General features: G+C 61.3%; 19 protein-coding genes. 9 read left to right on the forward strand and 10 right to left on the reverse strand.

The annotated features are described in order from the left end of the window. Positions 1-98: 98 nt before the first annotated feature. From HPT27_RS02370 to HPT27_RS02380, 3 genes are all read right to left on the reverse strand, one after another. Complete coding sequence (locus tag HPT27_RS02370) at positions 99-575, reverse strand: hypothetical protein (RefSeq protein ID WP_172238402.1); 477 nt, start codon at positions 573-575, stop codon at positions 99-101. Between the two features lie 88 nt (positions 576-663). Then, a complete protein-coding gene (locus tag HPT27_RS02375; RefSeq protein ID WP_172238405.1) occupies positions 664-2,484 on the reverse strand; it encodes a DUF885 domain-containing protein in 1,821 nt (606 codons plus the stop codon). A gap of 113 nt (positions 2,485-2,597) precedes the next feature. Further along, complete coding sequence (locus tag HPT27_RS02380; RefSeq protein WP_172238408.1) at positions 2,598-3,161, reverse strand: hypothetical protein; 564 nt, start codon at positions 3,159-3,161, stop codon at positions 2,598-2,600. Positions 3,162-3,339: 178 nt separating this feature from the next. Here HPT27_RS02380 and HPT27_RS02385 point away from each other — a divergent pair, with 178 nt between their 5' ends. Beyond that, the gene (locus HPT27_RS02385; protein ID WP_172238411.1) at positions 3,340-3,942 is read left to right on the forward strand and encodes a TetR/AcrR family transcriptional regulator; all 603 of its coding nucleotides are present in this window, start codon (positions 3,340-3,342) and stop codon (positions 3,940-3,942) included. Positions 3,943-3,983: 41 nt separating this feature from the next. Further along, positions 3,984-4,883, forward strand: coding sequence for an alpha/beta hydrolase (locus tag HPT27_RS02390; RefSeq protein WP_172238414.1), 900 nt, complete (start codon positions 3,984-3,986; stop codon positions 4,881-4,883). Between the two features lie 153 nt (positions 4,884-5,036). Here the strand turns inward: HPT27_RS02390 and HPT27_RS02395 are convergent, their stop codons facing one another. Both HPT27_RS02395 and HPT27_RS02400 read right to left on the reverse strand, forming a co-directional pair. Next, positions 5,037-5,417: a VOC family protein gene (locus tag HPT27_RS02395; protein ID WP_172238417.1), complete on the reverse strand. Its 381-nt coding sequence runs from the start codon at positions 5,415-5,417 to the stop codon at positions 5,037-5,039. A 108-nt stretch (positions 5,418-5,525) separates the two neighbouring features. Continuing rightward, positions 5,526-6,440: a Rossmann-fold NAD(P)-binding domain-containing protein gene (locus tag HPT27_RS02400; RefSeq protein WP_172238420.1), complete on the reverse strand. Its 915-nt coding sequence runs from the start codon at positions 6,438-6,440 to the stop codon at positions 5,526-5,528. A gap of 32 nt (positions 6,441-6,472) precedes the next feature. On the opposite strand from HPT27_RS02400, the gene HPT27_RS02405 reads away from it, so the two are divergent. Then, on the forward strand, positions 6,473-9,028 hold the full coding sequence (locus tag HPT27_RS02405) for a serine/threonine-protein kinase (protein ID WP_172238423.1): 2,556 nt from the start codon (positions 6,473-6,475) through the stop codon (positions 9,026-9,028). 131 nt (positions 9,029-9,159) lie between these two features. Here the strand turns inward: HPT27_RS02405 and HPT27_RS02410 are convergent, their stop codons facing one another. Further along, complete coding sequence (locus tag HPT27_RS02410) at positions 9,160-9,867, reverse strand: hypothetical protein (RefSeq protein WP_172238426.1); 708 nt, start codon at positions 9,865-9,867, stop codon at positions 9,160-9,162. Between the two features lie 91 nt (positions 9,868-9,958). Continuing rightward, on the reverse strand, positions 9,959-10,939 hold the full coding sequence (locus HPT27_RS02415; RefSeq protein WP_172238429.1) for a type VI secretion system-associated FHA domain protein: 981 nt from the start codon (positions 10,937-10,939) through the stop codon (positions 9,959-9,961). 260 nt (positions 10,940-11,199) lie between these two features. Between HPT27_RS02415 and HPT27_RS02420 the strand changes: the two genes are divergently transcribed. The 3 genes from HPT27_RS02420 to HPT27_RS02430 all read left to right on the forward strand — a co-directional run bounded on the left by HPT27_RS02420 (position 11,200) and on the right by HPT27_RS02430 (position 15,644). Next, positions 11,200-11,994, forward strand: a complete 795-nt coding sequence (locus HPT27_RS02420) for a PP2C family protein-serine/threonine phosphatase (protein ID WP_172238432.1) — start codon at positions 11,200-11,202, stop codon at positions 11,992-11,994. 129 nt (positions 11,995-12,123) lie between these two features. Then, a complete protein-coding gene (locus HPT27_RS02425) occupies positions 12,124-12,939 on the forward strand; it encodes a DODA-type extradiol aromatic ring-opening family dioxygenase (RefSeq protein WP_172238435.1) in 816 nt (271 codons plus the stop codon). 92 nt (positions 12,940-13,031) lie between these two features. Further along, positions 13,032-15,644, forward strand: a complete 2,613-nt coding sequence (locus HPT27_RS02430) for a cation-translocating P-type ATPase (protein WP_172238437.1) — start codon at positions 13,032-13,034, stop codon at positions 15,642-15,644. 75 nt (positions 15,645-15,719) lie between these two features. Here the strand turns inward: HPT27_RS02430 and HPT27_RS02435 are convergent, their stop codons facing one another. Continuing rightward, a complete protein-coding gene (locus HPT27_RS02435) occupies positions 15,720-17,648 on the reverse strand; it encodes an ATP-binding cassette domain-containing protein (RefSeq protein WP_172238440.1) in 1,929 nt (642 codons plus the stop codon). A 151-nt stretch (positions 17,649-17,799) separates the two neighbouring features. On the opposite strand from HPT27_RS02435, the gene HPT27_RS02440 reads away from it, so the two are divergent. Continuing rightward, the gene (locus HPT27_RS02440; RefSeq protein WP_172238442.1) at positions 17,800-18,603 is read left to right on the forward strand and encodes a substrate-binding periplasmic protein; all 804 of its coding nucleotides are present in this window, start codon (positions 17,800-17,802) and stop codon (positions 18,601-18,603) included. 48 nt (positions 18,604-18,651) lie between these two features. Here the strand turns inward: HPT27_RS02440 and HPT27_RS02445 are convergent, their stop codons facing one another. Then, on the reverse strand, positions 18,652-19,056 hold the full coding sequence (locus HPT27_RS02445; RefSeq protein ID WP_172238445.1) for a hypothetical protein: 405 nt from the start codon (positions 19,054-19,056) through the stop codon (positions 18,652-18,654). A 223-nt stretch (positions 19,057-19,279) separates the two neighbouring features. Here HPT27_RS02445 and HPT27_RS02450 point away from each other — a divergent pair, with 223 nt between their 5' ends. Together HPT27_RS02450 and HPT27_RS02455 are read left to right on the forward strand one after the other, a co-directional pair. Beyond that, positions 19,280-20,065 (forward strand): MerR family transcriptional regulator, encoded by a 786-nt coding sequence (locus HPT27_RS02450; RefSeq protein ID WP_172238448.1) that lies wholly within the window; start codon positions 19,280-19,282, stop codon positions 20,063-20,065. 20 nt (positions 20,066-20,085) lie between these two features. Next, positions 20,086-21,450: an MATE family efflux transporter gene (locus HPT27_RS02455; RefSeq protein ID WP_172238451.1), complete on the forward strand. Its 1,365-nt coding sequence runs from the start codon at positions 20,086-20,088 to the stop codon at positions 21,448-21,450. Positions 21,451-21,466: 16 nt separating this feature from the next. Here HPT27_RS02455 and HPT27_RS02460 read toward each other — a convergent pair whose 3' ends face one another. Next, the gene (locus tag HPT27_RS02460; protein ID WP_172238454.1) at positions 21,467-23,437 is read right to left on the reverse strand and encodes a tetratricopeptide repeat-containing diguanylate cyclase; all 1,971 of its coding nucleotides are present in this window, start codon (positions 23,435-23,437) and stop codon (positions 21,467-21,469) included. Between the last annotated feature and the right edge of the window lie 62 nt (positions 23,438-23,499).

Here is a 23,499-nt window from a genome sequence, read left to right on the forward strand (position 1 = left end):
CCGCGCGTTGCATATGGCCAAGTCATGCAACACGCTTGTCTGACAAACAGGTGGTGACTGGCCGGCAGAAACAGACAGATGGCAACAGACGCGTACGATCAATCGCCGCCCACCACGCAGCCGACGTCGCCACGGTAATGATCGTTGGCGCCACGGCTGATCATCTCGCAAACCATTTGCGCTTCAGCGTCGGTCATGCCCCAGAGGATCATCCGGCCATCGCGCTCGTAGCGATCAGCCCGATCAAAACGGATGTAGCTGGTGCTGAGTCGTTCGTTGGCGAAAATGCCGGCATAACGCTTGGGCAGTTCTTCCTGACATTTGCTCGATTCGAACTGGCAGGCCTCGCAGTCCGCCAGACTGTCGCGCCAGATTTTGTCGGCTTGGGCCTGACACTCCTTGAAGCTGACCATCTTGCCGAACAGCACGGCGTTGAGTGTGCGGCCACCGGCATCGATATCCATCCGGTATTCAACATAGACCGGGTGTTCGATTTCGAGCGGATTTTGCTGACGCAAATACCATTGATAACCGGCAAACGCGATCGCTGCTGCCATCAGATACCATTTGAGCATGGCTTTACTTCCTGAAATGTGATCCTGAATTCTGGTTCCGAAATTCAGCGCTGAATTTCCGTTACAAGAATCTGCGGCGGCCACGCAATCAGGCCGCCGGCGCAGCCTGCTGTCTGGCGACCCAATCGCGAATGTGCTGTTCCAGCACTGCCATCGGCACCGCGCCTATGCGCAGCACTTCCCGATGGAATGCCCGAATATCGAAACGTGGGCCGAGCGCCGTACGCGCCTCATCACGCAGTCGCTCGATGGTCAAGCGACCGATCATGTAGCTGAGCGCCTGACCCGGGATGACCATGTAGCGTTCGACTTCCGAGCGGACATCGTCATCCGGCATGCTGCTGTTGTCACGCATATAGGCAATGGCCTGTTCACGGGTCCAGCCTTTGGCATGCAGACCGGTATCGACGACCAGCCGCATTGCACGCAGCAAGGCATCGCTGAGGTGACCGTAATACTGGTAGGGATCGTTGAACAGTTGCATGTCTTTGCCGAGCGTTTCGGCATACAGCGCCCAGCCTTCGGCATAGGCGTTGTAACCGGCGAACTGCCGGTACTTCGGCAAATCGGCTTGCTCCAGTTGCAAGGCGATCTGGAAGTGATGGCCGGGTGCGGCTTCGTGCAACGACAGTGTCGTGATGCCGTATTTCGGTTGCACTTTCAGGTTGTAGACGTTGGCGTAGAAAATACCCTTGCGACTGCCATCTGGTGTGCCAGCCGAGTATTCCCCCGCAGCCGAGTTGGCGGCCCGGAATGCCTCGGTGGCGCGCACTTCGTAATCCTGTTTCGGCAACACCTCAAAATATTGCGGCAGTTTGGCATCGATGCTGGTTTTCAGATCCCGAAAGGCCTGCAGCGCTTCCTCTGGCGTCTTGAAAAACTGGTTCGGATCATTTTTCAGGAATTTGAAGAAAGCCTGCAGATCACCCTTGATACCGAGCTGCTGTTGCACCTTGCGCATTTCGGCGTGAATTTCAGCAACTTTTTGCAAACCCAACTGATGAATCTGCTCTGGCGACTGCCCGGCAATGGTGGTCGACTGCGTCACCAGCCAAGTGTACCAGGCGGCACCGTCCGGCAGCGCATTCCAGCCGTGGCTACTGCGGGCCGCCGGAATGTATTCCTTGATCAGAAAGTCGTGGACGGTCTGATAGGTCGGCAGCAATTTGTCCTGAATGGCGGCACGCCATGCTGTGCTGAGCCGGGTATTATCTTCTGCGGAAAAGCTGTCCGGCATGGCCGTTATCGGCCCCCAGAAAATGCTCGCCTCCGGCGTGCTGACCAGATGCGCCGCCAGCTGCGGCACAATCGCCTCAGCCAAGACTTTCGGCAAGACCACACCTTTCGCGATGCCTTGCTTCATCAGCGCAATGTTGTAAGTACTGTTCTCGACGAAGCCGTCAATCTTGCGCAGGAACGCATCGTAATCGGCAACGGTGGCAAACGGCTGTGCGCTCTGGCCGGAGCCGAGCTGGGCAAACTGGCTGTACTCGTTATAGAACTGGTTCAGCGGCAGCAGTTCGGTCGGGAAGCGTTCGCCAGCCTTGGCCTGCTGCAGATCAAACTTGAACAGTTCATAGGTGATGCGCTGATCCGGGCTCAGGCTAGCCGGCTCGATGGCAGTGAGTCGATTCAGGTAACGCGCATTCAGCTCGCGCTGCGCTGCCAGTTTTTCCGGACTGCTGATGCAGTATTTGTCGTTGAAGCGGTAGTCGCCAAAGTAGATGCCCGCACAGGGATTGAGCTGCAGGTTGTCTTCGAAATACTGATCCGCCACCGTGTTGATATCGGCAATCGGCGGCACCGCCACCGGTGCTGGCGGCTCACTGTCAGTACAGGCCACTGACAAACTGGCGGCGATCAACAGGGCAAGCAGACGCGGGGCTTGGGGGGAAATGAAGGCAGGCATAAGTCTTCCGGGCGGAGGAAAATATTCCGGCGAGACTACGGCCTGCCCTCGGTCGCGACAAGTGCAACCTGATGCCAACACACCTGGCATGGTTTCCAGATGTGTCTGTTTTCTCAGGGCTCGATTGTTTCGGCACCACCACCGCCACCAACGGGCGACACGGCCATGGACCGAGTGCCGACTAGAGAGTCGCTCTTGTAGCGGCGGACGTTGACGGTAAAGTCGTTGCCGACCAGATCATTGGCATCCTGCAAGAATTCCAGCGTCACCAACTGGCCGGGCGCGGTTACCGCATAAATGGCATTGGCCGACTCGCTGACTTTATTAAGCCGACGCTGACCCAAATTGGTACGTCGCCAACGCTCCAATGGTCTGGTCGAACTGGCCACTTTGAAATTCACCTCACCGGAATCAGAATCTGCCCACACGCCATCATAGACGGTGACTTTGATGCCGATGTCAGCCAGCTCGGCGTAAAGATGGTTGTAGTCGCCATCGAAGACAAACTGGTGACGTGCCATCACCGCCATGCGCTTGCCACAACCGCTGCAACTGCTGATTTCAGCGTTCGCAACGAAGTCTTCGTCCTGATAAACCGGCACGACGCTGTCAGCGGCCATTGCCGTCCAGCTCGCCAGCAGCCCCAAAAACGATGCCAGAACTTGTCGAATTTTCATGATTTCCTCCGTGATCGACTGAGCAAATCCGGCCCCTGCGGTGGCGCCGGCAAGGCGCCGCTTTTTGCGGCACGGACGACTAGCTTAGCCCCGTTGGCCTGCCGAGGGCATCCGACTTGACAGCTTACGAACGGTCGTTCTATTATTCGAGCATCACCACTTCCCAGTCCATCTGCCCATGAGCAAAGGCGAGCAAACCCGACAGCACATTCTTGGCACCGCCCTGGGCATGGCCCGGGAACGCGGGCTGGAAGGGCTGACCATCGGCTCGCTGGCCGATGGGCTGGCGATGTCGAAAAGCGGCGTCTTTGCCCATTTCGGCTCCAAGGAAGAACTACAGATCGCGGTCTTGAAAGAGGCCGCCGAGCGCTTTGCCGAACAGGTGCTGAGGCCCGCGCTGGCACAGCCGCGTGGCGTCGCCCGGGTGCGCGCCATCCTGCAGCACTGGCTGGCCTATTCGGTTGCCAGTGGCTTGCCCGGTGGCTGCCTGTTTATCGCTGCCGCTGCCGAATTTGACGACAAGCCGGGCCCGGTGCGCGATTTCCTGCAACAACAACAGAGCCAATGGCGGCTGTCGCTGCTGAAGGCCATCCAGATGGCGGTCGACGCTGGCGAATTGCCGGCGGAAACCGATCCCGAGCAGTTTGGTTTTGAGTTGTTTGCGCTGGTGCTTGCCAGCCATCACGACCAGCGCCTGCTCGGCGAGACCCAAGCACTCGGCCGCGCCCAACGTGGCTTTGAACGACTGCTGGCCTACCCGCCGCTGCACCTCAGCCACTGAATCGACCGCACACCGTATCCCCGGATTTTATGGAGCCCATCATGCAAACCGCTCTTTCGCCCAGCAAAAGCACGACCGTTCGCGCGGAAGGAGTGCCGACCGGCATCCGGCTCGGCTTTCAGTTGCTGGAGAAGCTGTCACCGGCATTGGCGCTGACCGCGCTGAACCGGGTCTTTGCCCGGCCGGCCCGTCATCCCTGGCCTGCTGAAGAGCAGAAGTGGCTGGCACTGGCCGAGCGCAAAACCTTGTTCAGCCGCGACATGCCGCTGCCGGAATGGGACGGCAAAGCGCTCGCGGTCTATCGCTGGCGGCCGACCACGGCCATGACCGGCCGGGTCCTGCTGATGCACGGCTGGGCCGGTCGCGCTACCCAGTTGTGGCCATTTCTGCCCGGCTTGCTGGCCGCCGGCAAGGAAGTCATCGCGCTGGATGCGCCCGGCCATGGTCACAGCCACGGTCGCTGGTCGTCGCTGCTGCAGTTCAGCCGCGCGCTGCAACGCGTGGTCCGCGAGCTGGGGCCAATTGATGGCACCATCACCCATTCCTTTGGCGGCCCGTCGCTGCTGCATGCCATGACCGAAGGCCTGACCGTACCCAAAGCCGTGCTCATTGCGCCGCCGATTCGGGTGCTCGATTTCACTCAGGCGCTGGTACGCACACTCGGCTTGAGTGAAGCCAGCCGACAACGGCTGCACGCGCACTGGGAGGAAAAACTCGGCATTCGTTTTGCCGATCTGGACGCCATCAAGATGGCCGCCGAGCTGCACGGCGACGCGCTGATCATTCACGATCAACACGATCGCGATGTCCCACACAGCCGCGGTGCGCTGTTGGCCGAAGCCTGGCCGAATGCCACGCTGCTCAGCACCACCGGTCTCGGTCATCGTCGGGTGCTGAAAGATCCGGCGGTGGTAGCTGCTGCGCTGGCGCACTTGCGCTGAATTGCAACGCGAATGGTCGCGATCACTGCCGCTTTGCCTGCAGCAGGTGTGCGATCTGCGCTGCAATCTTCTGTGCGGTCGACGGAGCGCGACCGCGCCGCAGCTGCGTGATCAGAGAAGTATTCAGACAGAGTTTTTTGCTTCGCGTGTTGCTCAGGCCTGCTTGCGCTCCTCCATCAGCGCCATGACGTTGCCGCTTGGGTCTTCAAAAAACGCCAGCCACTGCGCCGTACCAGCAGCAGCATAAACCTGCTGCGGCGGCTCTCGGGCAACGGTGCCGGCAGCCATCAATGCCTGCCAGCTGTGGTCAATATCGGCCACTTTGAAATACAGCACCGATGCCCGTTGCTGCGGATCAGCCGCATTGGGCTGCGACAACATCAGACGCACGCCGTTGACGTCGAAAAAAGCCATGCCACCGGCTTCGAACAGGTAGCGCAAACCCAGTTGTTCGCGATAGAACCGAACCGCGCTCGGCAAATCGTGCACGTAAACGGCAATCTGGCCGATGCCCTGCACCGCTAACGACGTCATGATCCGCTCCTGTGTTTCGCGCGACTGAATCAGCTTGTCAGTTTGGTTGCTTACCCGGCACCGCGGCATTCGGTCGCTGCCGCTCGATTCAGTTTGATTTAATTTTATTTAACTCAATTCAGGAGCCGACAACGACGGCCGCATCAATCGGTGCTGCTGTGCGAGGGTGGCGAGCTCCGGCAGCGATGGCTGCGCCGGATAGCGCTGCTGGCGAAAATAAATGTAGCCGTCGGTAATCAGTTCGGTACGGGCAGCCTGAGCCGGACGCAGTGCCAATTCGGCAATCAGCGCGGCGGCGGCGCGAACGTCGATGGCATGGCGTGGCTGCTGCTGACTCATTGCGACAGGGTCATAGCGCTCATAGCCGGGGCCGGTGATACCGGCCAGCCGGACAATGCAGCTGTCCGCGGTCAGTGCACGGGCGGTCTGTTCGGCTTCGATGAGGCCGGCGCTGCGGGCACTGGCGGCCGTCACCGGGCTGCTGGCCGTGACCCAGCCATGTTCGTAGCTTTCGTACACCGCGGTCGACGACACCAGCAACACCTGGCGCAGCCGCAATTCACCGCGCTCGAGCTGGCGTTGCAGACCATTCAGCAAGCCGGTCCAGCCGGAACCGCCGTCCGGATGCCGCGGCACCAGACAAATCAGCAGGCGATCGATGTCGGCCGGTACCGGCCCGGCCGGGTTGATCAGGCCCGCATCGCGATCCAGCCGCAACGGAATCAGCGGCAGCTGACGAGCGGCAAGCAGCGCCGTCACCCGGCCGCCGAGCCTGCCTTGACCACAAATGACGTTGCTCATCATGCCCTCCCGCAGCGCCAGCCGGCGCAGAATGCGCGAGATGGTAGCGGCTGGCTTGCGCGCCTGCCACGCACAATCGATACTGCAGGGCGGCCGCCAGCCGGTAGCAGGCGGCAACGACGCCACCCGATTCGATAACAAGGTGTCGATAGCGAACATTGCTGGCGCTGCCAACGCGCTGTACGACCGCCACCGCTGACGCTGGTCGTCGGTCTTTGTCATAACAACGATTTTTGCTGGGGTTTGCCACCACCATGTGGATTCCGGGATACCGCATCGTCCGTACACTGGGTGAAGGCGGCATGGCCACGGTTTATCTGGCCGTACAAGAAAATTTCGAGCGCGAAGTCGCGCTCAAGATCATGTCGCCGCAGCTCGCGCGCGGCGACAGCTCCTATGGCGAACGCTTCATTCGCGAAGCCCGCATCGTCGCCCAGCTCAATCATCCGCATATCGTCGCGGTCTATGACGTCGGCGTCCACGACGGCCAGCATTATCTGGCCATGGAATACGTTCCCGGCAGCGATCTGAAACTGAAGCGGCTGGACCTGTCGCTGGCGCAGACGCTGAGCGCGGTCAAACAAATCGCACTGGCGCTCGAGTACGCGCACAAAAAAGGTTATGTCCACCGCGACATCAAACCGGAAAATGTGCTGCTGAACGAAGACAACAGCCGTGCCGTGCTGACCGATTTCGGTATTGCCCGGCCATCCGGTGTCGAAGGCGGCCTGACCCAGACCGGCACCGCCATCGGCACGCCGAGTTACATGAGCCCGGAACAAGCGCTCGGCAAGCCGCTCGATCACCGCACCGATTTGTATAGCCTCGGCGTAGTGCTGTATTTCCTGCTGGTCGGTGAAGTGCCGTTCACCGCCGACTCGGCCGTCGCCGTTGGCATCAAGCACGCCGTCGAACCGGTGCCGCGGCTGCCGGCCGCGCTGATGCCGTTCCAGCTGATCATCGACAAAGCCCTGGCCAAGGCCGCTGACAAACGTTTTCAAACCGGCGCCGAATTTGCCCACGCGCTGGATGAGCTGATCACGAAACTGAACAGCGAACTCGAGCAAGCCTGGCGGGCGCAGCTTCACGCCATGGCCGGTGCGGAAAAAGCCGCCCCGGCCGCGACCATCATCAGCGGCGCCAATCCGACCATTGCCCCGCCGACGCGGACACCTGCCGGAACACCATCCGCGGCAGCGCATTCATCAGGAAACCCGTCAGCAGCAATGTCTGTAGCAAGGTCACCCGCAACGCCGACGATCGTCGGCGAAGCGGCGCTAGTGGCACACGCAATTGATCGCCCCGGTGGGCAGGCGCGCGCACGATCGGTGCTGCAAACACCGGCGCAGCCCGCGGCAAAATCCGGCAAAGGTCTGTTGATTGCGCTGACGCTGGTGCTGGTTGCCGCTGGCGCCGCTGGCTGGCTCTGGTACCAACAAAAATCCGCCGTTGCCACCGATGCGACCGCTGCAAGCAACAGCAAACCTGCGGCGACGAATGATCAAACCGTCACCGTGCCGGTCAGTAATCCCACGACTGCCGAAAACGGCAGCGGTAGCGATGCCGGCAACCTCACGGGCAGCAACACGGCCACGGAAACAAACGCAGCACCAACCGAGCCGGCAAGCGACGCGACCAACACCAGCAGCAGCACCAATACCAACACCAATGCCGGCGACGTCGCCAATGCGCCGACTCAGGCACCGGTGAGCGAAGCCAAACCGGAGCCGGTCGCTGCTGAACCCGGCCCCAGCATACCGGCCGTTGCCGAAACCGCGCCGGCGAGCGAACCGGTTGCTGCTGATCCGAAAGCCGAAGCTCTTCGCAAACTGCTCGCCGATGCCGACAAGCGCCTGAAGGCCGGCAAGCTGATCGAACCGGCCAATGACAATGCCGAAGCGCTGTATCAGCAGGCACTAAAACTCGACAACAAAAATGCCGCCGCCAAAGACGGCCTGAAAAATGTCGGCACCGCGCTGGCGAAACAAGGCATCGATGCCAGCAAAGCCGGCGACGGTCTACGCGCCACCATGTTGTATGAGCGCGCTGTTGTACTGGCACCGAAAGCGCGCGACGTGCAGCTGCTCAAACAACGGCTGGACGGCGCCGCGCGTGCCGAACAAGCCAAGCCGCTGCTCGCCAAGGCCAAACAATATGAGACCGCCGGCGCCCTGATCACACCGGCCAATGCCAATGCCTACGATCTGTACAAACAAGCGCAGAAAATCGATCCGGCCAGCACGCTGGCACTGGCCGGTTTGTCGCAAGTGGAAGTGAAGCTGGCCGATGAAATCGAACGGCTCTGGCGCAAGGGCCAGGTTGGCGAAGCCAGTGCGCTGTATGCCGGCGCCAAAGAGCGTTATCCGGACAGCAAGGACATTGCCGATGCTGGCAAAGCGATTGTCCAGGGCGCCAACCGCAAGCCGAAACCGAAGCCGAGCGACACGCTGGACGATGAATTGCAACGCCCGGAGATCTTGTCGCTGCGCGTCTCCGGCAATCCGATCAACAGCCTGCCGTCCGATCAACCAACGCTGCTGGTCATCGGTACCAGTTTGCACGCTGCGTTCACTTACCAGAATTTCAAATCCGGCTCGACCGTGGTCGAAGCAACGCTGTACGACGACAACCACCAGATCAAACTCGGCAGCAAGAAACTGACGCTGAATTACGACGCCGGCGAACTGCGTTTCCAGATCGACCGGCCGGTCGAAGGCTTCCCGGACGGCGAGTATTTTCTTGACTTGTTCGCCAACGGCGAGCGACTGTCCAGTCTGCCGTTCAAGATCCAGCGGGCCGATTTGTTCTGATCACGAGCCTCTCGGCGCGGTAACGTCAACCGATAAAAAAAGCTCGCACTGGCGAGCTTTTTTTATGGCGGCATCATCATGGCTACAGTTCAGTGCAGCCGGCAATGGCGGCGGCAAATTCCGGGATTGGTTCAGCGGCTCAATCGCCGAAAAACCCAAATGGCGAACAAACCAATGCTGCCAAGAATCGCTGACGGTACCCGATTGCGGCTGATCCAGTTGCCATTGATCGCCGTCTCGAATGCCTGCAGCGTTTCCGGAACCGGGCCCTGACCGACCACCATCTCAAACGTCAGCGGTTGCATGTTTTCCACCCGCAACACCTCGATGGACATCGCGGTCGGATTGTCATCCGGAATCTGGTAGTGACGGATGACGACGAGGTGGCGCAGCGCATCCGGCTCGGCAAGTGCGGTACTGGCCGCGTCATCACCGAGCAGTTGACGCAGATCTTCTTCACTGACCGTGATCGGCGTGCCGGCAAACTCCACTTGCAAACCGACGCCCGGTTCCAGATCAGGAATCGCCATGTTCGGTGAGTTGATCGTAATGGTGGCATTGCCGAGACTTACCGGCACGCCCTCCGGCGTTGCCGACAATCCGATGCCACCGAGCTTCGCGCTGTCATGCAGGGCGCCGAGAAAATAGTAGGCAACCCAAACCGGGCCCGCCTTCGGATCGGCCTGAAAGCCAACCGTGCCCGGCAACAACTTGCTTTCGGCAAACGCTGAAATGTCATCGAGCTTGTAATAGCCGAGCACCCGGGTTTCTGCCGCGCGACCGGGATTCGCTTGCATGGCACACAGGCCAATGAAAAGCAGAACGATAACGCGCTTCACGCCAAACCATTCCTTGTCAGAATAAACTGTCCGACAGCCACAATAGGTGACGATGATCGGAACGCTGACAGCACACTGTCAATGCCGACCCTTACTTCCGCGCTTTCTGCCGTGCAATCTCTTCGTTGTAGGAGTGCTTGAAATCATCCCAGATGCCGGTGCTGCCGCTCTTCATCATGTCGGCGCCAAGTTCACCGTGGCGGCTGCAGTAATGATCCCAGAGCGCGGCTTTGCGCAGTGCAGGCAGGAAACCGCCGGAAGTTTCTTTCTCGATGGCGCTGGGTGACAAGCGCTTGAGTGCGCCGTCGACGGCGCCGTGCAGGCCGGTCAGCATCGCTGCTTCGTGCTGGCGGATATCGGTCATGGCATCGCGGACGGCGCCGACCGGATCGACAATGCCGGCAGCGATGGCTTCGCTGGAGAACATCAGGCTCATCATTTCCTGACGGGTGCCGGCGTGTTTGATTGGATTCTTGTCGGTCGCGACCACGATGGTGCGGTTGGCGGGGACCAGTTCACTTTTCGATTCGGCCCGTTGCAGCATCAGCCGGCGCAGACCTTCCAGCGCTTCGGCAAGCATTTCGCCGTACAGCCGCAATTTTTCTTCTGCTTCGGCACTGCTGTTGGCGCGCAGCGGAAAACCGAGTCCCTGCGACAACATTTGCAGCGCGCGCTGGCTGTCGGCACTGCCAGCGTCAGCACTGGCCGACGTCTCAGCTTTGACCGCTGGTACCGCCGCTGGTGCGGCAACGATGACTTTCAGCTTGACGCTGAATGGACCGATGGCAAGGGTATCGCCGTCGTTCAACACCGCAGTTTGGCCGTGTGCGCAGGGCTCACCATTGACCAGCACCGGGTTGACCTGCGACAGCACTTCGAGCACAAATTGATCGCCACGGCGGCGGATGCCGGCATGTTGGCGCGAGACGGTGCGCTCCGGATCGTCCAGCACCAGCTGGCATTCCGGCGAGCGACCGATGATGCCGCCGCTGCCATCGAACCGGGCCAACACACTGCCGGCACTTGCCCCGCCAGCAAACGGTCCCTGCACTGCTTCGAATACCAGTTCCATATTGTTTTCTGCCCTCGTCAGCCGCCGGTAACACCGACGTCAAAATCCGTTACCACATCGCGCGCCAGTTCCGACCACCGGCCCGAACGTGGCCGTGCCGGTCAATCCGTTGCGGCGCATTGTGGCCTACTGCACCGATTCTGTCGCTGTGGCGTTGCCTGTTCAAGCGCTCGCCGCTATGGTTGCTGGCGGAGTTCACAACAGGGGCGAGCGGTGACGAGCAGGTCCACAGGCCACGACGGAGCGGAGTTGCACCAGCCATGACCATGATCCGGCTGCAGGCACTGACCGATGTCGGCCGCGTCCGCAGTGGCAACGAGGATTGCGTGTTTGCCGATCCGGGTGGCCGCTTTGCCGTGCTGGCCGATGGCATGGGCGGCGCCAATGCCGGCGAGGTCGCCAGCCACCTTGCGGTCGATACCATCCGGGCCCGGCTGACGGCGACGCTGGCCCATCAGCAATTGCCGGTGGTGGACGAGCTGCAGGAACAATTGCTGATTGCCATCGAAGAAGCGCAGCGGCAGATCCGCACCCGCGCCAGCCGCGATCCGCAATGCGCCGGCATGGGCACGACCGTGGTCGCCGCCGTCATCAATGCTGATCAGTTGATCATCGCCCACGTCGGCGACTCCCGGCTGTACCGTTTGCGTGGTGGCGAGTTCAAGGCGCTGACCAAGGATCATTCGCTGGTCCAGCTGCACGTTGATCAAGGTTTGCTGACTGCCGAAGAAGCGCGCAGCTCCAGCCAGAAAAACATTCTGCTGCAAGTGCTCGGCTCCGAGCAGATGCCGGTGATCGCCACGGCAATTCATCAGCTGGCCGATGACGACCGTTATCTGCTGTGTTCGGACGGGCTCAATGATTTGCTCAGCGATCACGAAATCGGCGCCCTGCTCGGCAACAAATGGCTGGGTCAGAAGGAGCGCGCGCAGGCGCTGGTAGATGCCGCCAATCAGCTCGGCGGCCGCGACAATGTCTCAGTGGTGCTGATCGACGTCGGCGATGGCGACGCCAGCAGCGGCTGGCGCGACAAACTGAAGCAGTGGTGGCGCTGAGTCGCTGTCCCCACTCAGGTTATCGGCCGGCTCAATTAATTTGAACGAGATCGTCAACGCCGGGCGCTGTTACGGGGCCGGGAAAGCGCCGATGATGCCGTCATCCCATTTGCTGCGGCCGCTGCCATCATGACCCGTCAACCTGTTCTGTTCGTTTCCCACGGCGCGCCCACGCTGCCGCTGCAACCTGGCGCCACGGGTGCGCTCTGGCAACAGCTTGGCGCTGAGCTCGCCGCGCAAGCGGCACCGCCACGCGCAATTCTGGTGCTATCGGCGCATTGGGCCAGCGCGCAACCGCAAGTCAGCGCGGCAAGCCAGCCCGCCACCATTCACGACTTCTACGGTTTTCCGGAGCCCTTGTACGCGCTGCAGTATCCGGCGCCCGGTGCGCCGGCGCTGGCAACACGCATCCAGCAACTGCTCAGTGAACAAGGCATCGAGACCCACGTGCATCCCGATCGTGGTTTGGATCATGGCGCCTGGGTGCCGCTGCTGTTCCTGCGTCCGGCAGCCGATATTCCGGTGCTGCAATTGTCGATACAGCCGCAGCGCGATCCGCGCTGGCATTTTGCGCTCGGGCTGGCGCTGACGGCGCTGCGCGACGACGGCGTGCTGATTCTGGCCAGCGGTTCGGCCAGCCACAATTTGCGCGAAGTGATGAGCGGGCGCTATGGCGCAGATTCGAATTCATCCGGGCCCGATTGGTTGCAGCAATTTCGACACTGGCTGATCACGGCCGTCGCCGCGCGCGACACCGCCGCTTTGCTCGACTATAAGCAACAGGCGCCGCATGCGCTGCGCAATCATCCGACCGATGAGCATTTGTTGCCGCTGTTCGCCGCCATCGGCGCGGCCGGCGATGATGCCGTCGAACATTTCGCACCGGAAATCACCCTTGGTGCGCTGGCCATGGACGTGTGGCGCTGGCAACAAGGCGCGAGCTGATTGCCGACCGGTTGACCCGGCGCAACCGCCGCAGCAGTCAGCGCCGGCAGGATGAATCAACCGGGCATTCCGTCACGGAGCAGACAATGGCCATGAGCCAGGGACTCAGCAGCAGCGAAGCGGCACAACGGCTGTTGCGTGATGGCGGCAATGAGCTGCCCGCCGCGCAACCGCGATCGTTGGCGCGGCTGTTGATTGATGTGCTGCGCGAACCCATGCTGCTGATGCTGGTCGGTTGCAGCGCCGTGTATCTGCTGTTTGGCGAGCCCCGCGACGCCGCCGTGCTGGGCATCGCCATGCTGGCGGTGGTCGGCATCACGCTCTATCAGGAGCGCAAAACCGAACACGCACTGGCGGCGCTGCGCGACTGGTCGAGTCCGCGCGCGCTGGTACTGCGTGATGGCCAGCGCGTTCGCATTGCCGGGCGCGAGGTGGTGGTCGGTGACTGGTTGATCCTCAGCGAGGGCGATCGGGTACCGGCCGATGCCGTGCTGCGTGATGCCAATCATCTGCAAGTCGATGAGTCGCTGTTGACCGGTGAATCGGTTCCGGTACGCAAACATGGTGATGCCGCGCTTGCCCGCCTCGACCGACCCGGTGGCGACGACACCGCGCTGGTATTTTCCGGCACCCTGATCACCAGTGGTCACGGCGTTGCCGAAGTGCTGGCGACCGGCAAACACAGCGAGCTCGGCCGCATCGGCAAGGCGCTGCAATCGCAGGCCCCCGGTGCCAGCGCGCTGCAACGCGAAACCCGGGCGCTGGTCCGGCGCGTGGCGATCATCGCCATCGCGTTGTCACTGCTGGTGTTGCTGCTGTACGGACTCAGTCGTGGCCAATGGCTGCAGGCATTTCTCGCCGCCATTTCGGTGGCGATGGGTTTGCTGCCGGAAGAGTTTCCGGTCGTGCTGACGGTGTTCATGGCGCTCGGTGCCTGGCGCATGTCACGTCAACATGTGCTGACCCGGCGCCTGACCGCCATCGAAGCGCTCGGCGCCGCCACGGTGCTCTGCGTCGACAAGACCGGCACTCTGACCGAAAACCGGATGACGGTTTCGCAATTGCTGATCGCAAGCGGCGAAACGTTTGCGGTTAGCGATCAGCCGCTGCCGGAATCCACGCATCAGCTGATCGAATTTGCCCTGCTGGCCAGCCGCACCGATCCGTTTGATCCGATGGAGCGGGCCATCCGCGAGCTGGGCTTGCATGACCAGATCGACGCCGGACATCTGCATCGCGACTGGCGCATGCTGCGCGAATACCCGTTGTCGCGCGAACTGCTGGCGATGTCGCAGCTATGGCAAACCGCCGCGGGCGATCAGCGGGTGATTGCCGCCAAAGGCGCACCGGAAGCGATTGCCGATCTCTGCCATCTCGACGCCAAGGCGCGCGCCACCCTGTTGCAACAGGTCACCGCGTTTGCCGATCAGGGCCTGCGGGTACTGGCCGTTGCCCGCGCCGAACTGATGCACAGCAATGTTGCCATCGCCGGCGACGACGGCTCCGTCGGTGCGACAGTTCAAACCGGACAAACTGAGCAAGCAGAACCCATAGAACGAACCGCACAAACCGCATCAACAACAGCTCACGATTACGCCTTCGAATGGCTCGGACTGCTGGCGCTGCGCGATCCGGTGCGGCCACAAGTGCCTGCCGCAGTGCAAGCCTGCCGCGAGGCCGGCATCCGCGTGTTGATGATCACGGGCGACTATCCCGGCACCGCCATCAGCATTGCCCGGCAAGCCGGCTTGGCCGCGCCCGAGGCCGTGTTGCTCGGCCGCGAAACCGAACAACTTGATGACGCGACACTGGCGCAGCGGCTGGCTCAGACCAGCGTCATCGCGCGCGCCATTCCCGAACACAAACTGCGCATCGTCAAGGCCTTGCAAGCCTCTGGCGAAGTAGTGGCAATGACCGGTGATGGCGTCAACGATGCGCCGGCGCTGCGAGCGGCCGATATCGGCATTGCGATGGGCGGTCGCGGCACCGATGTGGCGCGGGAAGCGGCAGCGATTGTGCTGACCGATGACAATTTTCGCTCGATTGTCGATGCCGTCCGGTCCGGTCGGCGCATTTTTCGCAACCTGCGCCGCGCCATGGCCTATTTGATTGCCGTGCACGTGCCGATTGCCGGTTTGTGTTTTCTGCCGCTGCTGTTTGGCTGGCCGATGCTGCTGTTGCCGGCGCATATCGCGTTGCTGGAATTGGTGATCGATCCAGCCTGCTCGATCGTGTTTGAAGCCGAGCCGGACGAGCCGACGCAAATGCAGCAACCGCCGCGCGCCGCCGACAGCGAATTGCTGTCACGCCGCGATTTGCTGTTGGCGGTCGGACAAGGCAGTGTGCTGCTGCTGGCGGTGTTGATCGTGGTTGGCTGGGCACGCTGGCAGGGCCTGGCCGAGCCGGTGCAGCGGGCACTGGGCTTTACTCTGCTGATGCTCGGCAATCTGGCTTTGATACTGAGTAACCGTGACGGCGGCTGGCTGCCGTTCGGTAAGCGGTCCGCAACCAACACCGCACTGAGCTGGGCACTGTCAGCGACACTGCTGGTTTTGATCGCGGTGCTGACGGCGCCGGGTTTGCAGCGCGCGTTTCGTTTTGCGCTGCCTACCATTGCCGAGCTCGGCATGGTGTTCGCACTAGCCCTGGCGCTGCTGTACTGGCTAACCCGGCTCAATCGCCGGCGCGCCACCACCGGGCCATAGTGTTGGCTATTTTGCAGTTTCGGTTGTGCTTGTTGTTGTGCTTGTTATTGCGATTTTTGTTGTCGATTTAGCCGCTTAACCGCCGGCGTCGAGCGCTTCCCAGCGGGCATAGGCTTTTTGCAAATCGGTGTCGAGCGTGGCCAGTTTGCTGGTCAGTGCGGCGGCCTCGGCAGCGCGCTCGCGATAGATTGCCGGATCGGCCAATTGCTGTTGCAAGGCTTGTTGTTCGCTTTCCAGCTTCTCGATCAAGGCTGGCAGTTGATCCAGTTCACGCTGATCTTTGTAGCTGAGTTTTTTCTTGTCGGCCGCTGGCTTTGTCGCCGCTTCCGGTTGATTGGCGGCGGCTTTTCGTTCCGACTCTTTGCGCTCGGCGGCTTTCCGCTCGATTTCTTTTCGCGTTGCCTGCACCGGTCGCTGCCGCAGCCAGTCCTGATAGCCACCGACATACTCACGAATGACGCCATCGCCTTCAAACGCCAGCACCGAGGTGGCGACGTTGTCGACGAATTCCCGATCGTGGCTGATGATCAGCAGCGTGCCCTTGTAATCGATCAGCAGTTCTTCCAGCAGCTCCAGCGTTTCCACATCCAAATCGTTAGTCGGTTCGTCCAGCACCAGCACGTTGCAAGGTTTGGTGAACAGCTTGGCCAGCAACAGCCGGTTGCGCTCGCCCCCGGACAGCGCCTTGACCGGCGAGCGTGAGCGCGCCGGCGGGAACAGGAAGTCCTGCAGATAGCCGAGCACGTGCCGGCGCTCGCCATTGATCTCGAGAAAATCGGCGCCGTCGGCGACGTTGTCGACTACGGTTTTTTCTTCGTCGAGCGCATTGCGCAGTTGATCGAAGTAGGCCACTTCCAGTTTGGTGCCGGCGCGGACTTCGCCGCTGCTCGGCGGCAACTGGCCGAGCAGCAAACGCAGCAGCGTGGTTTTGCCGACACCGTTGTCACCGAGAATGGCAATCTTGTCGCCACGTTCGATGGTCAGGTTCAGGTTGCGGACAATCGCCGTCGGCCAGCTGGCGACATCGGTGCCACTGCCCGCGGTGTAGGCGTAACTCAGATCCTTGGCTTCGATGACGACCTTGCCGGACTTTTCCGCGCCCTGGATCGCCAGACTGACATTGCCTTTGCGCTCGCGGCGCTGGGCACGTTCTTCGCGCAGCGCTTTCAGCGCGCGGACGCGACCTTCGTTGCGGGTGCGGCGCGCCTTGATGCCTTGCCGGATCCAGACTTCTTCGGCGGCGAGTTTCTTGTCGAAGTCGGCGTTGGCTTTTTCTTCCGCGTGCAGGATTTCCTGTTTGCGGCGCAGGTAGTTCGGAAAATCGCCGGGGAAGTCGCGCAAAATGCCGCGGTCGAGTTCCCAGATGCGATTGGCCAGCGCTTGCAGAAACGAGCGATCGTGGGTGATGAAGATCAGCGTGCCGTTCCAGTCGCGCAAAAACCCTTCCAGCCATTCAATCGAACGCACATCGAGATGGTTGGTCGGCTCGTCAAGCAACAGAATATCCGGCTCGGTCAGCAACGCCCGCGCCAGCAACACGCGCCGTTTCAGGCCACCGGACAGCGCCGCGAAATCGCGCTCCGGGTCCAGCTCCAGCCGCTCGATCAAGCGGCGGGCATTTGACTCCAGCGCCCAGCCATTGCCGGCATCAATCTGTTCGTGCAAACGGGAAAAGGCATCGCTCATCGGATCCAGATGGTGATACTGCACCAGCAGTTCCGCCATGTTGCCGGCGCCGGTCAGCACCACATCGAGCACGCTGCCCTGCAACTCCTGCGGCACTTCCTGAGCCATGCTGGCCAGCTTGATACCGCCCTGCAGTTTGTAGTCGCCACCGTCCGGTTTTTGCGCGCCGGTCAGCACGCGCAGCAAGGTCGATTTGCCTTCGCCGTTGCGACCAATCAGCGCAATCCGATCACCTTTCTCGACACTGGTCGAGACGTGGTCCAGCAGCGGCACATGGCCATAGGCAAGGGAGAGTTCGCGCAGGGTCAACAGGGGCATGGCAGGGATCGCAGCAGGGCATTCGAGCGGGCTGGCGATTGTACGGCATTGCGCCGGCGAAACCTCGCATTTGCCCGGTTAATGACTAGTATTACTGCCGGGCACTGGCACGGCATTGCCGTCCGGCCCGCGCCAACGATAAGAAAAACGAATGGGGAAATTCATGGGCAAGCCATGGTGGTCGGTGTTGCTGGTGGTCTGGTTCAGCACGGCGATGGCAGCAACCGAGGCGGTAACTGTCAGAGTGGGCGGTTACGCGTTTCCGCCTTATGTGGATGTCGACAGTCAGCACCAGCCTTTTGGCTTGACCCTGGATCTGCTGGCACTGCTCAATGAAAGCCAGAACCAGTTTCGCTTCGAATTTGTCCTGACTTCACCCAATCGCCGGTTTCAGGACTTTGCCGCTGGTCGCTTTGATGCGATTGTCTTTGAAGACAGCCGTTGGGGTTGGGCCAATCAGATGATGGAGGCCAGTCCGGCCTTTCTGCGGGATGGTGATCGCTTTGTCAGCGGCCGCAAGCCGGAACGCAATCAACGCTACTTTGCCGAACTGGGCAACAAACGGATTTTCGCGGTACGTGGTTACCACTACGCCTTTCTCGATTTTCAGGCCGAGCCCGGCAACAGTCCGCTAAGGGTCGAGCTGCTCGACCCGACCAGCGCCAGCCTCGATCGCGGGCTGCAGCAGATCGCCAGCGACCATGCCGATTTGATGATCACCACCGACAGCTATCTGCAATATGCTTTTCTGCAGCAACCTGCGCTGCGCGATCGCGTTTTGCTAGCGGAAAAGTACGACACCGAATACGCCCTCGGTGCGCTGGTGCGCAAGCAGCAGCGGTTCACCGCCGCGCATTTTGATCAGCTGATTCACCAGCTGCATGACAGTGGCCAGTTGCAGGCACTGGCCGCGCGTTATGGCATCGCCGACAAGCTGCTCCTGACGAAGCCATAACGGTATCGGACACGCTTCGGGCTGCGTCAAGCAAGCCCTCCGCCTTCATCAGGGCATCCGGATTTTGCCGCCGGCACCGCCGAGCCCGGCCATGCCGCCGAAGCCACCGGGTTCTTGGCCGGGAATGACAATCGACGACGCCTGTTGCCGGCGCATCTCCTGAATTTCTTCCATCGTTTGCAACAACGATTGCTTGGCGGCGTCGGCGAACTTGCCGATAGCTTCGTCCAGCGTTGCCGCCTCGATTTCAAACGCCAGCGGCAGTGCGCCGCCCGGCGTCATCAGCTGGGTCTGGCCGGTGTAGAGCACGGCCCGGTTCATGTCGAAACTGCCGTCGGTATTGACCGGGGTCATCACCCGGATGCTGCCGACCCGGCCATCGGTATAGACCTCTTCCTTGTACAGGTTGGCGGTGTCGAGCCGCATGTCGGGCAGGCGTTCTTCGGGAATCATGGCAGGAGGTCCGTTGGCGAAAGTGGCCGGCATTATCCCAGAGTCCGGCCTGCAGACCCAACCGCCATTGCGCTCCGGCTCGCCCTAGCCAGACCAACCCTGCGACCCGGCCCATGCTGCCAGCAGAGCCTGCGGCTGAACCCAACTGCTGCCACATTCACCCTTGACCCTGACGTTACGTCAGGGTTTATCGTGCCGGCACTCGACCTCACCGGGGCCCGGCATGGCTTACACAATCGGCGAGCTCGCCAAGCGCAGCGGCGTCACGGTCCGCAGCCTGCATCACTACGACGAATTCGGTTTGCTGAAGCCCTCTGGCCGCAGCGACAGCGGCTACCGGCTGTATACCGATGCCGACGTGACCCGGCTGCTGCGCATACTGGCGTACCGGCAAATGGGCCTGGCACTGAAAGACGTGCTCCGTTTGCTGAACAGCGAATCGCTGTCACTGCAACAGGTGCTGGACCAGCAGATCAACGCGACCCGCCAGCAGATCAGCCGGCAACAGCGCTTGCTGGATCGCCTGCAGTATTTGTCGCGCCGTGCCAGCGGCCCGGACGGCGTCGATGCCGACGAGTTGCTGCAGGCGATGACCATCATGAACAAGCTCGATGAGTACCTCGATGCCGATCAGCAGCAGCAGCTGGATCGCATCCGGCAATCGATGGACGAAGGTCAGCTGGAAGCGGTGCGGGCAAACTGGGCCGAACTGATTCCGGCGGTGCGCGCGGAACTGGCAAAAGGCAGCGACCCGACCAGCGAACCGGTGCAGCAATTGGCGATCCGCTGGATGCAATTGCTGCGGCAATTCACCAACGGTGATCTGCAGATGATTCAGAAAATCGGCTCGATGTATCAGCAGGAGCCGGGCTTGCAAAAACTGACCGGCATCGATCGCGAGCTGCTCGACTTTATCGGCCGCGCGTTCGCCGTCTGCGCGGAAAAACGCGAACTCTGGGATATCGATCTGCCCGCCAGTCCGACTGACCAGCCCGCCCCAGAAAAATAGATTTAACCAGCGAGTACAACATGAAAGATTTGACCCAGGGTTCGATTACCCGACACATCCTGATCATGGCCGCGCCAATCACCATCGGCATGCTGGTGCAAACGCTGTATTTCTTGGTCGATCTGTATTTTGTCGGCCAGCTTGGCGGCAGCGCACTGGCCGGCGTCAGCACCGCTGGCAATGTGATGTTCCTGATCATGGCGCTGACCCAAATGCTTGGCGTTGGCAGCATGGCCTTGATCGCGCAGGCAGTCGGCCGCAAGGATCAGGACGATGCCAATCTGATTTTCAATCAGAGTCTGTTGATGTCGCTGCTGTGCGGCGGCCTGACTTTGCTCGCCGCCTACACGCTCACGCCGAGTTATTTGCAGGCACTCGGTGCCGATGCCGCTACCCGCGAACAAGGCCTGCAATACCTGTACTGGTTTGCGCCAGGTCTGGCGCTGCAGTTTGCGCTCAATGCCATGGGTTCGGCGCTGCGCGGTACCGGCATCGTCAAACCGACGATGCTGGTGCACATGCTTACCTTGCTGATCAATATCGTACTGGCACCGGTCCTGATTGCTGGCTGGGGCACGGGTATTGCACTCGGTGTTGCCGGTGCCGGTCTGGCGAGCTCGATTGCCGTGGCGGCTGGGGTGCTGTTACTGGCACGTTATTTTGCCAAACAGGAAAAATACGTGGGCTATCACCGGCACTTGTTACGGCCGCAATGGCAGGTCTGGAAACGCATTCTGAATATCGGTCTGCCGAGCGGCGGTGAGTTTGCCTTCATGTTTGTCTATATGGCGATCATTTACGCGCTGATCAGCTCGTTCGGCAGCAGCGCGATGGCCGGCTTTGGCATCGGTTCGCGCGTCATGCAGGCGATCTTCATGCCGGGCATGGCAATTGCGTTTTCGGTCGGCCCCATCGCCGGTCAGAACGTCGGCGCCGGCAACACGGCGCGCGTGCGTGAAGTCATTCGCACCGCGCTGATGATCGAAAGCCTGCTGATGCTGGTGCTGACCGTGCTGTGCCAGCTGCAACCGCATTGGCTGGTGCAGGCCTTCAGCAACGATGCCGAGGTCAGCGCGGTGGCCAGTCAGTTCCTGCAGATCATTTCGTTCAACTTTGTTGCCGCTGGCATCGTCATGACCTGCTCGGGTGTTTTCCAGGGTTTGGGCAACACCTGGCCGGCCTTGCTGAGCACCGGCACCCGCTTGCTGAGTTTTGTCCTGCCGGCCTTGCTGCTGGCCAGACAGCCGGGCTTCACGCTGACTCAGGTCTGGTATCTGTCGGTCGCCGCCAACACCTTGCAGGCACTGACCAGTTTGCTGTTACTGCGCTGGCAATTGCGCCGACCGCGCCTGCCAGTTTCAACGCCGGCCAGCGTAGCGGCGTGAATCACTGCAAACCGAATCACGCCACATCGTCACTGGCATTTTCCTCGGCCAGTACGGTTTGATTGCGACCGGCAGCCTTGGCCTGATACAGCGCCGCATCCGCGCGCTGGATCAGCGCTTGCAAATTGGTCTCGCCGCGCTGCCGCGTCGCCACCCCAAGGCTGATGGCGAGACTGAGTTCTGACGCGATATGGCCAGCCGGCGCCTGCACTACCGCCTTGCGCAGGCGTTCGGCAACATCGACTGCGGTGCTAGCGTTGGCGCCCGGCAGCAACACCATGAATTCTTCGCCACCGATGCGACCAATCGTGTCGCCTTGACGCAATTGGTCGCGACAGCACTGCGCGACCAATTGCAGCGCCTGATCACCGCAGGCATGACCGAAACGGTCATTGACGCGTTTGAAATAATCGATGTCGAGCAGCAACAACGAAAACGGCTGCACGCCACTACGCCAATGCTCATTGGCCAGTTGATATACCGCGCGCCGGTTCGGCACTTTGGTCAGCTCATCGGTCAAAGCCATGGCCCGCATATGACGGGCAATGCGCAGTTGGCGCACCGCGAAATAGGCAACGAAGATCGCAATCAGCCCGGCCAGCACAATGATCAGGTATTGCTGGCGGGCCAGCGTGCTTGCATCCTGCAGTTGGCGCGCCTGCCACTGTTGCAGTTCGGCCAGGCGCTGGTTTTCTTTCTGCTGGGCCTGATTGTCGAACTCGGCCTGTAGCCGCGCCGCCGCGCGATCCTGGATTTGCAGATCGAGCGCGCGATGAATGCGGTCACGCTCTTGTAGCAGGGTCAGCGCTTCCGGCAGATCGCCGGCTTGTTGGCGCAAGGCGGACAACTCGCTCAGCACCCGGTCGAGATAGCGCAGTGTCTGATTCTGTCGAAAAGTGACCAGAGCAGCGCGCAAGTCGCGCTCGGCGGCGACTACGTCACCACGATGCCGAGCGATTCGAGCGCGATAGAACGTCAGTTGCGCCAGTATTTCGGCATCGGCAATTTGCTCAAACGCACGAATGGCCGCGTCGATGTAGGGTGCGGCTTCGTCGTAGCGATCCTGCTGCACCCGGATGGCACCGAGAGAGCGCTGCGCCCAGGCGACACTGGTGTTGTCGCCTGCCGCCTTGGCGAGTTCGTAGGAGCGGTATTGGGCTTTCCAGGCCTCGTCCAGTTTGCCTTGCTCTTCCAGTGCCCGGCCAATGTTGTACAACGCGGTGATTTGCCCGGGCACTTCCTTGCGCGCTTCGACTTCGGTTAACACCTGCTGAAAATATTGCATGGCTTTTTCGCCATCATCCATGCCGATATAGAGCACACCGAGGCGTTGCCACAGACTGAGCTGGACATTGCGCAGTTCGCGCATTTTTTCGTGCTCGGCGTTGGCCTGGATGTCGAGCGGCAGCGCGGCCCGGGCTTGATCGACCAGCGCCTGCGCTTCGCGTAGCGACGCCGCTGCCCTGACGTACCGACCCTGATAGGAATCGAGCGCCGCCAGCGCACTCAACACTTCGACAATCAGCAGCGCGTCACCGTTTTTGCGAGCATCGGCCAGCGCGGCATCAAACGCCTGCCGGGCGGGCTCCGGCTGACCGGTCCAATCCAATCCCTGACCGCGACAGATCTGCAGACGGATGCGCGGCTTGCCCGGCAGATCTGGCGTTTGCAACGCCGACTCTGCCAAGGCGATGGCCTGTTTGGGTTGATCGTTGATGACCAGATTGCATTCGAGCGCGTGCAGAGTGGCGAGCGCTGCTGGCGCCGATTGAAAGCCTGCGGAATTTTTCAGTTGCTGCACGCGCGCCAGCGCCGCCACGGCATCGGTATTGGCAAGCGCTTCGACCTCGGCAAGCTGGCTGGCGGTATCGGTCGACGAGTCGGCGGACGGTGCGGCCGCTACGCCAACCGCGCCGTTGGCGCTGCCGGCCAGGACCACCGCAAGCAACAGCAGGATGCCGGCGCCACCGGCAGGAACAGTCTTCAAAGGGGAGCTCTTCGATGCAGGGATACCGGGGCAAGCGTAGCCGACGCCAGCGCCGCGCGGTT

It is taken from the genome of Permianibacter fluminis (assembly GCF_013179735.1).
Lineage (GTDB): Bacteria > Pseudomonadota > Gammaproteobacteria > Enterobacterales > Permianibacteraceae > Permianibacter > Permianibacter fluminis.